General features: G+C 66.0%; 14 protein-coding genes. 4 read left to right on the top strand and 10 right to left on the bottom strand.

Translation table 11 applies throughout. The annotated features are described in order from the left end of the window. Positions 1-95: 95 nt before the first annotated feature. The 6 genes from G9Q80_RS20455 to G9Q80_RS20430 are packed head-to-tail and all read right to left on the bottom strand — an operon-like array spanning position 96 to position 4,874. Positions 96-785, bottom strand: coding sequence for an ABC transporter ATP-binding protein (locus tag G9Q80_RS20455; protein WP_088715292.1), 690 nt, complete (start codon positions 783-785; stop codon positions 96-98). Next, entirely contained in the window at positions 782-1,531 is a 750-nt protein-coding gene (locus tag G9Q80_RS20450; protein WP_069209134.1) for an ABC transporter ATP-binding protein, read from the bottom strand. The genes G9Q80_RS20455 and G9Q80_RS20450 overlap by 4 nt, the downstream gene beginning before the upstream one ends. Continuing rightward, positions 1,524-2,507 (bottom strand): branched-chain amino acid ABC transporter permease, encoded by a 984-nt coding sequence (locus G9Q80_RS20445; RefSeq protein WP_088715293.1) that lies wholly within the window; start codon positions 2,505-2,507, stop codon positions 1,524-1,526. The genes G9Q80_RS20450 and G9Q80_RS20445 overlap by 8 nt, the downstream gene beginning before the upstream one ends. Then, a complete protein-coding gene (locus G9Q80_RS20440) occupies positions 2,504-3,424 on the bottom strand; it encodes a branched-chain amino acid ABC transporter permease (protein ID WP_088715294.1) in 921 nt (306 codons plus the stop codon). The genes G9Q80_RS20445 and G9Q80_RS20440 overlap by 4 nt, the downstream gene beginning before the upstream one ends. A gap of 53 nt (positions 3,425-3,477) precedes the next feature. Next, a complete protein-coding gene (locus G9Q80_RS20435) occupies positions 3,478-4,614 on the bottom strand; it encodes an ABC transporter substrate-binding protein (RefSeq protein WP_074621224.1) in 1,137 nt (378 codons plus the stop codon). 23 nt (positions 4,615-4,637) lie between these two features. After that, a complete protein-coding gene (locus G9Q80_RS20430; RefSeq protein ID WP_043136551.1) occupies positions 4,638-4,874 on the bottom strand; it encodes an Lrp/AsnC ligand binding domain-containing protein in 237 nt (78 codons plus the stop codon). 130 nt (positions 4,875-5,004) lie between these two features. Between G9Q80_RS20430 and G9Q80_RS20425 the strand changes: the two genes are divergently transcribed. Genes G9Q80_RS20425 through tsaA form a run of 3 tightly spaced genes read left to right on the top strand, consistent with a single transcriptional unit; the run spans position 5,005 to position 7,182 of the window. Then, a complete protein-coding gene (locus G9Q80_RS20425; protein ID WP_069209132.1) occupies positions 5,005-5,790 on the top strand; it encodes an SDR family NAD(P)-dependent oxidoreductase in 786 nt (261 codons plus the stop codon). A gap of 10 nt (positions 5,791-5,800) precedes the next feature. Beyond that, the gene (locus tag G9Q80_RS20420; protein WP_088715295.1) at positions 5,801-6,652 is read left to right on the top strand and encodes an SMP-30/gluconolactonase/LRE family protein; all 852 of its coding nucleotides are present in this window, start codon (positions 5,801-5,803) and stop codon (positions 6,650-6,652) included. 32 nt (positions 6,653-6,684) lie between these two features. Further along, positions 6,685-7,182, top strand: coding sequence for a tRNA (N6-threonylcarbamoyladenosine(37)-N6)-methyltransferase TrmO (gene tsaA, locus G9Q80_RS20415; RefSeq protein ID WP_088715296.1), 498 nt, complete (start codon positions 6,685-6,687; stop codon positions 7,180-7,182). On the opposite strand, the gene G9Q80_RS20410 is transcribed toward tsaA, so the two are convergent. Both G9Q80_RS20410 and G9Q80_RS20405 read right to left on the bottom strand, forming a co-directional pair. Next, positions 7,174-8,685 (bottom strand): malonate--CoA ligase, encoded by a 1,512-nt coding sequence (locus G9Q80_RS20410; protein ID WP_088715297.1) that lies wholly within the window; start codon positions 8,683-8,685, stop codon positions 7,174-7,176. The two genes, tsaA and G9Q80_RS20410, sit on opposite strands and share 9 nt — an antisense overlap. Positions 8,686-8,749: 64 nt before the next feature. Then, entirely contained in the window at positions 8,750-11,395 is a 2,646-nt protein-coding gene (locus G9Q80_RS20405) for a PAS domain-containing hybrid sensor histidine kinase/response regulator (protein WP_088715298.1), read from the bottom strand. Positions 11,396-11,644: 249 nt separating this feature from the next. On the opposite strand from G9Q80_RS20405, the gene G9Q80_RS20400 reads away from it, so the two are divergent. Next, a complete protein-coding gene (locus G9Q80_RS20400) occupies positions 11,645-12,247 on the top strand; it encodes a response regulator (RefSeq protein ID WP_043136561.1) in 603 nt (200 codons plus the stop codon). 21 nt (positions 12,248-12,268) lie between these two features. Here G9Q80_RS20400 and G9Q80_RS20395 read toward each other — a convergent pair whose 3' ends face one another. Further along, positions 12,269-12,508, bottom strand: a complete 240-nt coding sequence (locus G9Q80_RS20395; RefSeq protein WP_088715299.1) for a DUF3253 domain-containing protein — start codon at positions 12,506-12,508, stop codon at positions 12,269-12,271. Next, a complete protein-coding gene (locus tag G9Q80_RS20390) occupies positions 12,495-12,986 on the bottom strand; it encodes a histidine phosphatase family protein (protein WP_069209127.1) in 492 nt (163 codons plus the stop codon). Before G9Q80_RS20390 ends, G9Q80_RS20395 begins: the two co-directional genes overlap by 14 nt. Positions 12,987-13,114 lie beyond the last annotated feature (128 nt).

Raw genomic sequence — 13,114 nt, 5'->3', positions numbered from 1 at the left:
GGGGCCGGGAGGCGGGTTAACGAAACCTGACCGCTTTGTACGAAATGCTGGAATCGCCGTACGTTTTGTACAAAACGTACAAAACGCGACGGGGGTCAGACGCCCAGGTAGCGGTGCGCCAGTTCCGGGTCCAAGCCATCCAGCGCCCCGGTCCAGGCCGTGCGCCCCCGGTTCAGGATCACCGCCCGGTCAGAGACCTGCGTCAGTTCCTTCAGGCTCTTGTCGATGATCAGAATGGCCATGCCCGTCTCTCGTTTGAGCTGGCCGATGGCGTCCCAGATTTCCTGCCGGATCAGCGGTGCCAGCCCCTCTGTCGCCTCGTCCAGGATCAGCAGGCGGGGGTTCGTCATCAGCGCCCGGCCGATCGCCAGCATCTGCTGTTCGCCTCCCGACAGCGACCGCGCCACCTGTGTCCGGCGTTCGTCCAGGCGCGGGAACAACATGCCCACCTTGCCCATGTCCCAGGGGCCGGGACGGGCGGCGGCGGTCAGGTTCTCCTGCACTGTCAGGTCCGAGAAACAGCGCCGCCCCTCGGGCACCAGACCAATCCCCAGCCGCGCGGCGCGGTGCGCGGGAAGACGGCGCAAGTCCTTGCCGTCAAAAGAAATATGTCCCTCGGCGCGCAGCAGGCGGCAGATGCATTTCACCGTGGTCGTCTTGCCCATGCCGTTGCGCCCCATCAGCGCCACGACCTCGCCCGAGGCGACCTGAAGGTCGACCCCGAACAGCGCCTGGCTGGCGCCGTAGGTGGCTTTCAGCCCTTCGACCTGCAAGAGCGCGCTCATGCCTCGTCCCCCAGGTAGGCTTCGCGCACGGCCTTGTCGCGGCGGATTTCCCCGACCGTTCCACTGGCGATCACACGGCCATAGACCAGCACGCTGACCCGGTCGGCCAGCGCAAAGACCGCGTCCATGTCATGCTCCACCAGCAGGATCGGCGCCTGCGCCCGCAGCCCGTCCAGAAAGCCGGTCAGTTGCGCCGAGCCCTCGGTGCCCAGGCCCGCCATCGGCTCGTCCATGACAAAGGCGCGCGGTTCCAGCGTCAGCGCCACCGCTACCTCCAGCTTGCGCCGCTCTCCATGCGACAGCTCTGCCGCCCGCATCGCCCGTTGCCCGGCCAGCCCGACCCGCTCCAGCGCCGCCTCGGCCCGGTCCCGGATCGCCCGGTCACGCAGCACCGGGCGGAACATGCCAAAGGGGCGTCCCTGCGCGCCAAGCGCCCCCAGCGCGACGTTCTGGAGAACCGTGTCCTCCATTGCCAACTGACTGATCTGAAAGGTTCTTGCCAGCCCGGCGCGGGCGCGGGCCTGCACCGGCAGGCCGGTGACATCCCGGCCATCCAGCACCACCTGCCCGGCATCCGGGGCCAGCGCACCGCTGATCTGCGCGATCAGCGTCGACTTTCCGGCCCCGTTCGGACCGATGATGGCGTGGATCTCTCCGGCCCGCAGCGAGATCGAGACGTCATCCGTCGCCTGCAGGGCGCCGAACGCCTTGCGCAGGTCCCTGGTTTCCAGAACCGCCTCAGCCATGCGCCCGCGCCTTTCCGGCGATCAACCCGATGACGCCGCCGCGTCCGAACAGAACGATGACCAGCAACAGTAGGCCGAACCAGATGTGCCAATAGTCGGACCAGCCGCCGATGTAATGTTCCAGAACCACGAAGAGGCAGGCGCCGACGACCGGTCCGAACAGGCGCGCTGTGCCGCCGATGATGATGAAGACGATGAACTCTCCGGACAGTTGCCAGCTGAACATGGTGGGCGAGACAAAGCGGTTGAGGTCCGCGAACAGCGCACCCGCCAGCCCGGTGATCGCCCCCGAGATCGTGAAGGCGATAAGGCGCAGGCGGAACGGGTCCAGACCCACGGCGCGCACCCGGTCGGGCACCTGTCGCGCCGCGTTCAGCGCAAGGCCGAAGCGCGAGCGCGCCAGCGCGCCGTTGAACCCCAGCGCCAGCACCAGTGCCGCAAGGCAAAGGCCGTAAAACTGGATCGGGATCAAGGTGTTGAGGCCGGGAAACCCGTTGCGGACATAGATCGACATGCCGTCCTCGCCGCCGTAGGCGGACCAGGAAATCGCGAAATAGTAGAACATCTGCCCGAAGGCGAGCGTGATCATGATGAAATAGACGCCGCTGGTGCGCAGCGACAGCAGGCCGATGACCAGTGCCGCCAGCGCCGAGGCGATCACCGCCACCAGCCAGATCACCGGCATGGACTTGGTGCCCTCGATCAGGAAGGGCGCCTCCATCAGCGGCATGTAATTCTGCGCGTGAAAGGCGAGAATGCCCATCGCATAGCCCCCGATGCCGAAAAACACCGCGTGGCCAAGGCTGACGAGCCCGCCGACCCCCAGGGCGATGTTCAGCCCCACCGCCGCCAGCGACAGGATCACGGCGCGGGTGGCCAGCGTGATGGTAAAGGGTTCGTCCGCCAAATGTGCATAGAGGGGCAGGGCAACGAGCCCCGCCAGGACGGCGAGGTTGAACAGGGTTTCACGGGTCATGCGCGTGCTCCGAACAGGCCCGTCGGGCGCCAGATCAGGACCACGGCCATCAGGATGTAGATCGCCATCGAGGAGAGCGAGGCGCCGGTCTGCGTGGCGGCGGCGGGCGCCATGAACAGCTTGAAGAGTTCGGGCAGGAAAACCGAGCCCAGCGTGTCCGTCAGTCCCACCAGCAGGGCGCCCACAAGCGCGCCCTTGATCGAGCCAATACCGCCGATCACGATGGTGACAAAGGCCAGGATCAGAACGGGTTCTCCCATGCCTACCTGCACCGACTGGATCGCGCCCACCAGCGCACCGGCCAGTCCCGCCAGCGCCGCGCCGAGCGCAAAGATGAAGGTATAGAGCCGGTCGATATCGACACCCAGCGCGGCGATCATCTCGCGGTCGTTTTCGCCGGCGCGGATCTGCACGCCGATCCGGGTCCGGGCGATCAGCCAGAAGAGGCCCGCCGCCACGGCAAGACCGGCGAGGATCAGCGTCAGCCGGTACAGCGGATACTCGATGCCGCCGGGCAGGGTCACGGGGCCGGACAGCGCATCCGGCACGTCGAGGTAGAGCGGAAATGAGCCAAAGACCCAGCGGGTGCCTTCCGAAAAGACGAGGATCAGCGCGAAGGTGGCCAGCACCTGGTCAAGGTGGTCGCGATCGTAGAGCCGCCGGATCACCACCAATTCGATCACTGCGCCGGCTGCCGCCGCGCCCGCCAGCGCGGCCATCAGTCCCAGCGCGAAGGACCCGGTTGCCGCCGCCGCCGCAGCCGCGCAAAAGGCGCCCACCATGTAGAGCGAGCCATGCGCCAGGTTGATCAACCCCATGACGCCGAAGATCAGCGTCAGCCCGGCCGCCATGAGGAAAAGCATGATGCCGGATTGCAGACCGTTCAGGATCTGCTCAAGGATCAGGGTAGTGGTCATGGGGAATGTCGTCGGGTCGGACGCCCCGGGACGGCCCGGGGCGTACAGGTGTGTTACATCTTGCAGTCGTCGACGTAGGCGTTTGCGCGGTCTTCCATCGCGGTGGCGACGATCTTGTTGGTATAGATGTCGCCTTCCTTGATGACCTCGCGAACGTAGACGTTCTGGATCGGGTGGTTGTTGGCCGCGAAGGAGAATTCACCCCGCACGCTGTCGAACTCTGCCGCCTTGAGCGCCGCACCGAAACCGGCCTCGTCCGAGATATCGGCCTTGTCCAGCGCCGAGAGCATCAGGTTGGCTGTGTCATAGCCCTGCGCCGCGTAGATCGACGGAAGGCGGTCGTATTTCGCCTGGAATGCCTCGACGAAGGCGGCATTGGCGGCGTTGTCCAGATCCTTGGACCAGGTCGAGGAGTTCTTGACCCCCAGTGCCGCGTCGCCCACCGCCTGCAGGATGCCCTGGTCAAAACTGAACGCCGGACCGACCAGCGGCAGGTCCACGCCCGAGTCCGCGTATTGCTTGAGGAAGGAGATGCCCATGCCGCCGGGCAGGAAGAAGAAGACGGAATCCGCGCCGCTGGCCCGGATCTGGGCGATTTCTGCGGCATAGTCGGTCTGGCCCAGCTTGGTATAGACCTCGCCCGCCAGGTCACCTTCGTAGAAGCGCTTGAAGCCGGTCAGGCTGTCCTGGCCCGCCGGATAGTTGGGCGCAAGGATGAAGGTGTTCTTGAACCCGGCCTGCGTCGCATAGGCGCCCGCGCCCTCGTGCAGGTTGTCGTTCTGGTAGGAGACCGAGAAATACCTGGCATTGCAGCCCCGCCCGGCCAGTTGCGCCGGCGCGGCGTTGGTCGAGAGATAGAACTTGCCCTGAGCCGTGGCCGAGGGCACCACCGCCATCGCGAGGTTGGACCAGACGATGCCGGTCAGCAGGTCGACCTTTTCCGACTGGATCATCTTGTCGGCCAGCTGCACGGCCACGTCGGGTTTGCGCTGGTCGTCCTCGATGACCACCTCGATATCGGTCCGACCCGATTGTTCGATGGCTAGCATGAAGCCGTCGCGCGTGTCGATGCCCAGGCTTGCGCCACCGCCGGACAGCGTGGTGATCATGCCCACCTTGACCTCGGCTGCGGCCGGCAGGGCCAGGGCGGCGCACAGCAGCCCGCCCATCGTCAATGTCTTGAGACTCATGGAATTCTCCCGGTTGTCAGATGTCAGAACGCGCGGAACGTCAGCGTCGTCAGCGTGCGTTCGATCCCGTCGATGTCCAGCAGGTTGTCGTTGATGAATTTGCCCGTGTCCTCTTCCTTTGGGATGTAGATCTTGAGGAGCAGGTCATACTCGCCGCTGGTCGAGTAGAGCTCGGAATGGATTTCGCGCAGGGCGATGTCGCCGGCCACGCGATAGGCGGTGCCGGGGCGGCATCGGATCTGGACGAATACGCAGTTCATGGAACCCTCCTTTCCGGTCGTGCGCCGACTAGACCCGATATCGCGCCATGATTCCAGCCCTTTGACAGGCTCTTGCGCGGAACGGTCTGCGCGGCGAGAGTGACAGGGATGTCTGCAGGGGAGAAAGCCAGTGACCGAACAACTTGCAGGGGGTGCGGCGTTCCCGGACCTGCGCGGCACGTCGGTCTTCATCACCGGCGGCGGCGCGGGGATCGGGGCCGCGCTGACCGAGGCTTTTCTTGAACAGGGGGCTCGGGTTGCCTTTTGCCAGCGGTCGGACGTGACGGTGTTCTGCGACCGGATGGAAACACGGCATGGCAACCGACCGCTGTTCCTGCAATGCGACGTCACGGATGAACCCGCTCTGCGCGCCGCGATGGCCGAGGCCGCCAGCGAACACGGCCCGATTACCGTGCTGGTCAACAACGCCGCCAACGACATCCGCCATGACACGCTGGAAATCAGTTCCGACGAATGGGACGATCTGATCGCGGTCAACCTGAAAAGCTATTTCCTGACCACGCAGATCGCCGTGCCGGGGATGATGGAGGCGGGCGGCGGCGCCATCGTCAATTTCAGTTCGATCAGCTACATGCTGGGCATGGCAGAGATGACGGCCTATACCACAGCCAACGGCGGGATCACCGCCATGACGCGGGGCCACGCGCGCGAATTCGGCCGCGACGGCATCCGCGTCAACGCGGTGGCGCCGGGCTGGGTGCTGACGGAACGCCAGTTGCGGCTCTGGGCCTCGCCCGAGGCGCTGGACGACTTCCTGACCAAGCAGTGTCTTGGCCGTCACCTGGAACCGGCGGATCTTGCCGGCCCCGTGCTGTTCCTGGCCTCGCAGGCCAGCGCCATGATCACCGGACAATGCCTTGCCGTCGATGGCGGGGTTGTCACCACCGCCGCCTGAAGGATCAAAGATGCCCCAACCCGCCACGCTTTCCGCCACCCGCTGCACCCTTGGCGAAGGGGCGTTGTGGCACCCGGACCGGAACAGCTTTCTGTGGTTCGACATCCTGGGTCACCGGCTGTACGAGCATGACGGGCAACAGGAACGTCACTGGCAGTTCGACCGGGCGGTGTCGGCGGCGGGTATCGTGGACGCCAAGCGCCTGCTGATCGCCTCCGAGCGGGACCTGTTCCTGTTCGATTTCGACGTCGCCACCGAAACCCATCTTTGCGATCTCGAGGCCGACAATCCCGTCACGCGGTCCAACGATGGCCGCGCCGATCCGCTGGGTGGGTTCTGGATCGGGACGATGGGCTACGGGGGGGAAACCGGCGCCGGGGCGATCTATCGCTGGTACAAGGGAGAGCTGCGCAGGCTCTTTGCCCCGATCAGCATTCCCAACGCGATCTGCTTCGTCCCTGATGGTGGGCAGGCCTATTTCACGGACACGCCGACCGGGGTGATCCGCCGCGTCGCGCTGGATGCCGAGGGCTGGCCCACGGGCGACGCTGAGGACTGGCTGGACCTGCGGCCCGAGGGGCTGAACCCCGACGGTGCCGTGACGGATGCCGAGGGCAACTTCTGGAATGCGCAATGGGAGGCAAGCCGCGTCGCCTGTTACGCGCCGGACGGGCGTTTCCTGCGCGCACTGGACCTGCCGACGCCGCAGACGACCTGCCCGGCCTTCGGCGGACCGGAGTTCACCCGGCTGATGGTCACCTCTGCCGCCGAAGGCCGCCCGGATGAGGACAGGGCGGCGGGGAACACCTTTGTCTTTGAAACGGACGCGCAGGGCAGGGCGGAGCCGCGCGTTCTTGTCTGACCCCGTCCCCGATGACCTACAGGGATTTGACAATGTCCACATCCATCCATCGCGACCAGCTGCGCCCCGGAGAAACCCTTGCCGAGTTTCCGCCCGCCACCGACGCGGGCTTGCGTTTCATCGGCCGGATCGAGACGCCTTTCAGGGTGCGCGCCGATTGCCCCCGGCAGGGCGACCCCGAGACTGGCCCGGACTGCACCGTGACCGTTGATCCGGTCTATGCGCCCGCGCTGGACGGGATCGAACAATTCGAGTTCATCGAACTGCTCTACTGGCTGCATGAGGCCCGGCGCGACCTGCTCACCCAAAGCCCCAAAGCCGATGGCCGGACACGCGGCACCTTTTCGCTGCGCAGCCCGCTGCGTCCCAACCCCATCGGAACAAGTATCGTCCGGCTGATCGAACGCGACGGTCCCCGGCTGATCGTGCGCGGGCTGGATTGCCTGTCCGGAACGCCGCTGCTCGACGTGAAACCCTATCGCTGCGATTTTGCCGTGCAGGCCCGCGCCAAGCCGGGCGTCTCAACCTGAGAATAGCCCCGCGAAACGCTCGCGCAGGGCGGCTTTCTGAACCTTGCCCATCGTGTTGCGGGGCAGGGCGTCGATGACCTCCATGTGGCGGGGATGCTTGAACCGGGCCAGTTTCGCCGAGACCTCGGCGTCGATGGCGTCAAGGTCGGGCGTCTGGCCGGGTTCAGGAACGATGACTGCCACCGGGGTCTCTCCGAAATCCGGATGAGGCACGCCGACCACGGCGCTTTCCAGCACGCCCGGTTGTTCGTCCAGCAGTTCCTCGATCTCCTTGGGGTAGATGTTGAACCCGCCCGAGATGATCAGGTCCTTGCCGCGTCCGACGATGGTGACATAGCCATCCTCGCTCATCTGGGCGAGGTCGCCGGTGATGAAAAAGCCGTTCTCGCGCAGCTCGGCGGCGGTCTTTTCCGGCATCTGCCAGTAGCCCTGAAACACGTTCGGGCCGCGCACCTCGAGCATGCCGATCTCGCCGCGCGGCAGTTCGGTGCCGGCCTCGTCGCAGACCTTGGCCTCGACCCCCGGCAGGGGCAGGCCCACGGTGCCGGCGCGCCTGTCACCGTCATAGGGGTTCGAGGTGCTCATGTTGGTTTCGGTCATGCCGTAGCGTTCCAGGATGCGGTGGCCGGTGCGCGCCTCGAACTGGCGATGCGTTTCGGCAAGCAGGGGCGCCGAGCCGGAGATGAACAGCCGCATGTCGCCCGCAACCTCGACGCCAAATCGCGGGTTGTCCAACAGGCGGGTGTAGAAGGTCGGCACCCCCATCAGGCTGGTCGCCCTGGGCATCCAGTCGATCAGCGCGTCGGTGTCCAGTTTCGGGAAAAACACCATCGCGCCGCCCGCCGCCAGCATCACGTTGGTCGCCACGAACAACCCGTGGGTGTGAAAGATCGGCAACGCGTGCAGCAGCACGTCGTCCCTGGTGAACCGCCAGAGGTCGACCAGGGTCAGAGCGTTGGACAAGAGGTTGTCCTGGCTCAGCATCGCACCCTTGGAGCGGCCCGTGGTACCCGAGGTGTAGAGAAAGGCGGCAATGTCATCTTTTGCGCGCGGTTCGACGGGGGCCTCTTCGGGGGCTGCGTCTGCCCGTTCGGCCAGGGTGCCGGCCCCATCCGGACCGAATGTTTCGCAATGGGCGCCGCAGCGCGCGGCAACCTCGCCCAGCAGGCGGGCGTCGGCCGGGTCGCAGACCAGCACTCGCGCGCCCGAGTTTTCGACGAAATAGGCGATCTCGTCCCCGGTGTAGCCGGTGTTCAGCGGCAGAAAGACAATCCCGGCCTGGATGCAGCCAAAGACCAGGGCCAGCGCGTCGGCGCATTTTTCGACCTGCAAGGCCAGCCGGTCGCCGGGTTCCAGCCCCAGTTCGCGCAGCGCCCCGGAGAACTGGGCCACGCGCGCGGTGAACCCGGCATAGCTGATCTGCCCACCGTCCGGGAGGTGCAGAAAGACAGAGCTGTTCGCGGTCTGATGACCAAGGAGCGTGTCGTAAAGCGGATTGGACATTGGGCTCTCCTGCTGCGCTGGCCCCTCGTGTTTAAACGCAGCGTGCACAGGGGGTAAAGCGGGCTCAGTGCAACTGTTCTACCGGGCGCAACACGGCGGAAAGTGCGTCGCGCGTCGTCTGCCAGCATTCGGCCAGATCGGCCTGGCGCCCGTCCAGCTCCATTGCGTTCCCGGCCTTGGCCGCCTGCTCGATCTCCTGTAGCAGCGTCATCAGCCGGGCCGCGCCCATCATCGCGGCAGACCCGGCCATGCGGTGGGCCTCCGCGGCCAGGGTCGCCTGCCCGGTGATCCCGGCCTTGGCGAGGTCGGGCATGGCATGCTGAAAATCGGTCATCTCGAACAGGAATCTTTCGTGCAGGTGCCGTAGTCGCGCCGGGGCGAGGTCCTGGCGCATTTCCTCCAGGTGAGCCTCGTCGATCACGGTGGTCTGGTCACCGGGCGCGGGCGGGCGGGTCGCGACAGGGCGGACCGCCACACCTGCTGCCAAGACCTCGGTCAGGACAGTGCGGATCGCGTCAAGCGTCAACGGCTTGATCAACACCGCCTGCATCCCGGCCGCATGAAAGGCCTCAACCTCTTGCGGCAGGGCATGGGCGGTGGTGGCGACCACGGGGGTTGCCGCGTTGATTCCGGCGCTGTGCCGCAAGGCGCGCGCCACGTCGATCCCGTCCATGCCGGGCATCGAGATATCCATCATCACCACGTCGAAACGCCGGGTTCCGAGGGCGGAAAGCGCCGCCTCGCCACTGTTGGCTGTCTCGACCCGGTGGCCGTCGCGTTCCAGGAGGTCGCGGCCCACCAGGCGGTTGATCTCGTTGTCCTCGACCAGCAGCACATCGCAGGCCGGGGGGCGCTCGCAGGGCTCCGGGCTGGGCGCCTCTGGCATGGGTTTCTCTTCCGGCGGGGCCAGCGGGACCCGCAGCCAGAAAACGCTGCCGTCCCCCGGTTCGCTTTCCACGCCCAGCTCCCCCCCCAGGACCGTGGCCAGTCGCAGCGAGATGCCCAGCCCCAGCCCCGTGCCCGAGGTGCTGCGTCCATAGGTGCTGTCGATGGTGACGAAATCCTCGAAGATCCGGTCGATGTCCTCTTCGGCGATGCCGATCCCGGTGTCCGTCACGCGCAGTTCGACCGACTCCAGCCCGGCGGCGCAGTCGGCCTCCAGCGTGATCCGCCCGTTCCATGTGAATTTGATCGCGTTGCCGACGAGGTTCAACAGGATCTGGCGCAACCGGTCAGGATCGCCGTAGACCCGGTGCAATTCGGGGTTTGGGGGCACCAGGATCAGCCGGTTTCCCCGGGCGCTGGCGTGCTGGCCCTGGTTGTCGACGATGTCTTCCAGCAGTCTAACCAGGTCAAAACCGCTCTTGCGCAGTGTCATCTTGCCCGCGTCCAGCCGCGAGATGTCCAGCACGTCGTTCACATGGCCCAGCAGGATACGGCCCGAGTCGCGCACGATCCGCAGGTAGCGTTGGTGACGCGCGTCCAGCGACTGGTCATCGACCAGTTCCAGCGTGCCCAGCATCCCGTTCAGCGGCGTCCGCATTTCGTGGCTCATGACGGCCAGCAGTTCGGCTTTCTGTTTTTCGCCTGCGATGGCGCGGTCGCGGGCGCGTTTCAGCTCGGCCTCGTTGCGGACCCGGTCCGAGATGTCGCGCAGGAACGCGATGTAGATTTCGCCGGCGGGACTTTGCGCCCGGGCCAGGGAAAGGTCGACGGGAAAGACCGTGCCGTCGCTGCGGCGGGCGTCCAGCCGCACGATCCCTTTGCCGATCACCCGCGCGTCACCGTCACGGCGGAACCGGGCCATCCCGCGCCGGTGCGCGGCGCGGTAATGATCCGGTACGATCAGGTCGGCCATGTCCGCCCCCAGCGCCTGGTTGCGATCATAGCCGAAGATGCGCTCGGCGGCGCCGTTGTAGTCCAGGATGCGCCCGGCGGCATCCGAGACCACGACCGCGTCCAGCGACGTGGACAGGATCGTCTCGATCCGCTCGCGTGTCTCGCGGTTGGCACGGGCCTCGGCGTCGCTCTTGCGTGCCAGCCGGAACAGCATCAGCGCCAGAACCGCCAGGAGGATCACGAGGGCGACGGTCAGTAGGCCGACGCGCACCATGCTCCGGCTCAGGCTGTCGCGCTGTTCAAAGCCCTGTTGGGAAAAGAACTCGACCCCGGCCAGGGTGGTGTCGCGCACGGTGGTGCGCACCGACCTCGCATCTTCGGCCAAGTCGGGCAAGGCGGCCCTCAGGGCCTCGTCCGGCCCGTCGATCAAGGGCAGCCAGTTGCTGCGAAACGCCCGGATTTCCTCGATCCGTTCGGGCATCACGCCGATCTGCATCAGGGTTTCGAACCTGTGGCTTTCGGTCAGGGTCTCGACCCGGCTGTAGAAGATGTCATAGCGCAGACGCACGTCGCTCAGCGAGACGTCGCCCGTATCGGCGCGCAGGGCGGAAATTTCCAATGCCATCAGTTCGACCTCGGCCTGGCCCAGGGTCCACTGCATGTTGTCTGCTGCCGACGAGGCCAGCCGGCGTGTCTGCTGTTGCAGGTCCAGGACCAGCACCGCGATGGACACCACGATCATCACAATGACGATCCCCGTCAGCCAGTTCGGCAGGCTGGACATCCAGCCGGGCCCATCGCGGCCCGGGGTGCGTTCGGGTCCCTGGGTCACGCGGTGCTGCCGCCCGAGGACGAGGGCGGGCGACTGCATCTCGGCGTGACCGGGGGGGGGGTGGCTTGGATCATCCGGATCTCCTGGCTGGCCAACGGCCCTCTCCAGAAAAACGGGCCAGAGAGGCGGGCGCAAGGGGCCAAAGCCGGTCAAAGTGTCATCTGACCGGAACTGATGTTTGTAATAGGTAGCGTTTTCTGTATCTTTCAGGGTTCCTGAGGCGCCGTGGCGGGCTAGACTGCCACTGTGCGTGTATCCGCCATCGGCGCAGATGGGACGAGTTGAAAGATGAGAATTCTGGTTGCAGACGACCACGACCTGGTGCGGGACACGATTGCGGCTTATCTGGACGGTGCGGATGTCGAAGAAGTCTGTACCGTGGCCACGCTGCAGGATGCGGTTTCGCTCGCCAAATCGAGCGGCAGTTTCGATCTCGTGCTGCTGGACTATAACATGCCTGGCATGAACGGGCTGGAGGGGTTGGAACGCATGCGCGCCGCGAACGAGGGGCGCCCGGTGGCGATCCTGTCCGGCAGTGCCACGCGCGACGTGGCCACGGCGGCGCTGAAGGCGGGGGCACAAGGGTTCATCCCCAAGACGCTCAGCGCCCGGTCGTTGCTGACGGCGGCCCGTTTCATGGCCGCCGGAGAGGTCTACACCCCGATCGAGTTCCTGAAAACCGGCGGCAAGGGCGAGGATGACATTCTTACCCGCAGGGAACAGCAGGTCCTGCAGGGCATCTGCGAAGGCAAGTCAAACAAGGAAATCGCCCGCGACCTTGACCTGCAGGAGGTCACGGTAAAGCTCCACGTCAAGACGCTCTCGCGCAAGCTGGAGGCGCGTAACCGGACCCATGCCGCGATGATCGGGCGGGACCGGGGACTGATCTGAACGCCGGTTTCGGACACGGGGTCAATCCCGGTGCAAAGACAACCGGATCGGGCCGGAGGCGCCAGTCGGGTCTACCAGGCGCCCTTTCTGGGTGGCGACCAGCGGCAGGGTTGCCGCGACCTGCCGGACGCGGGGCATTAGCGGGCGCCAGTCGCTGGCCAGTGTCTTTGCCGGCTCTGATGCGCACAGGCTCTTGCCGGAGCCTCTTGCGCGGGCCAGATCCATCAGAACTGCGGCGATCTCTGCGTCAGTTGGGGCCATAGCGGCGGCGTTCAATCGTCACCCGTCCCTGTGCATCCGCCCGAACGATGTGAAGATCGCCGTATTCGATGGGCATTGGCTCGGACAGGCCCAGGTCCTCCCAGATCGTGGCGATATTGCCCTTGTTGCCGATCCAGATCAGCGTCTTTCCGGCACCGCTCTGGACCAGACCGGCGGTCGGCGCCTCTTGTGGCAGGCGGTTCACGGCCAACCCACGGGCGCCCGCCAGCGGCGCGGCGGTGTCGAGGTTGCGCTTTATGCCGGGGCTGAAGATCAGGTCGATGTCGAAATCCTTGACCGCCTGCACCAGCGCCCGCGCGCGTTCGCGCCCCCGCGCATTCAGGTCCTCGCCGTCGCGGTCGGCGTGGCGTGTGACGATCAGCGTGGAGTTGGGGGCAAGCGCCAGGGCCTGCCCTGGCATCATGCCACAGGCGGGCACAAGCGCGGCGGCGCCCAACAGGAAGAAACGGCGGTTCATGGCATCCCTCGTCTGTTTTTCTGATAGCCTAACCCCACGTCACCTTTCGGGCAACGCCGGAGGGAAAGGCCCTGGACGGCCATGAAAAAGGCCCGAAGTCCGGCAGGACTTCGGGCCTTGCAGGCTAT

Source organism: Mameliella sp. LZ-28, assembly GCF_012274245.1.
Taxonomy (GTDB): Bacteria; Pseudomonadota; Alphaproteobacteria; order Rhodobacterales; family Rhodobacteraceae; genus Antarctobacter; species Antarctobacter albus.
This window is presented reverse-complemented; position numbering and strand designations above follow the sequence as displayed.

Excerpts from the sequence above, each read along its gene's own strand:
- G9Q80_RS20420 (WP_088715295.1), top strand. The coding sequence starts at position 5,801 with ATGCCCCAACCCGCCACGCTTTCCGCCACCCGCTGCACCCTTGGCGAA.
- G9Q80_RS20410 (WP_088715297.1), bottom strand. The coding sequence starts at position 8,685 with ATGTCCAATCCGCTTTACGACACGCTCCTTGGTCATCAGACCGCGAAC.
- G9Q80_RS20405 (WP_088715298.1), bottom strand. The coding sequence starts at position 11,395 with ATGCAGTCGCCCGCCCTCGTCCTCGGGCGGCAGCACCGCGTGACCCAG.
- tsaA (WP_088715296.1), top strand. The coding sequence starts at position 6,685 with ATGTCCACATCCATCCATCGCGACCAGCTGCGCCCCGGAGAAACCCTT.
- G9Q80_RS20455 (WP_088715292.1), bottom strand. The coding sequence starts at position 785 with ATGAGCGCGCTCTTGCAGGTCGAAGGGCTGAAAGCCACCTACGGCGCC.
- G9Q80_RS20430 (WP_043136551.1), bottom strand. The coding sequence starts at position 4,874 with ATGAACTGCGTATTCGTCCAGATCCGATGCCGCCCCGGCACCGCCTAT.
- G9Q80_RS20445 (WP_088715293.1), bottom strand. The coding sequence starts at position 2,507 with ATGACCCGTGAAACCCTGTTCAACCTCGCCGTCCTGGCGGGGCTCGTT.
- G9Q80_RS20390 (WP_069209127.1), bottom strand. The coding sequence starts at position 12,986 with ATGAACCGCCGTTTCTTCCTGTTGGGCGCCGCCGCGCTTGTGCCCGCC.
- G9Q80_RS20395 (WP_088715299.1), bottom strand. The coding sequence starts at position 12,508 with ATGGCCCCAACTGACGCAGAGATCGCCGCAGTTCTGATGGATCTGGCC.
- G9Q80_RS20435 (WP_074621224.1), bottom strand. The coding sequence starts at position 4,614 with ATGAGTCTCAAGACATTGACGATGGGCGGGCTGCTGTGCGCCGCCCTG.
- G9Q80_RS20450 (WP_069209134.1), bottom strand. The coding sequence starts at position 1,531 with ATGGCTGAGGCGGTTCTGGAAACCAGGGACCTGCGCAAGGCGTTCGGC.
- G9Q80_RS20440 (WP_088715294.1), bottom strand. The coding sequence starts at position 3,424 with ATGACCACTACCCTGATCCTTGAGCAGATCCTGAACGGTCTGCAATCC.
- G9Q80_RS20400 (WP_043136561.1), top strand. The coding sequence starts at position 11,645 with ATGAGAATTCTGGTTGCAGACGACCACGACCTGGTGCGGGACACGATT.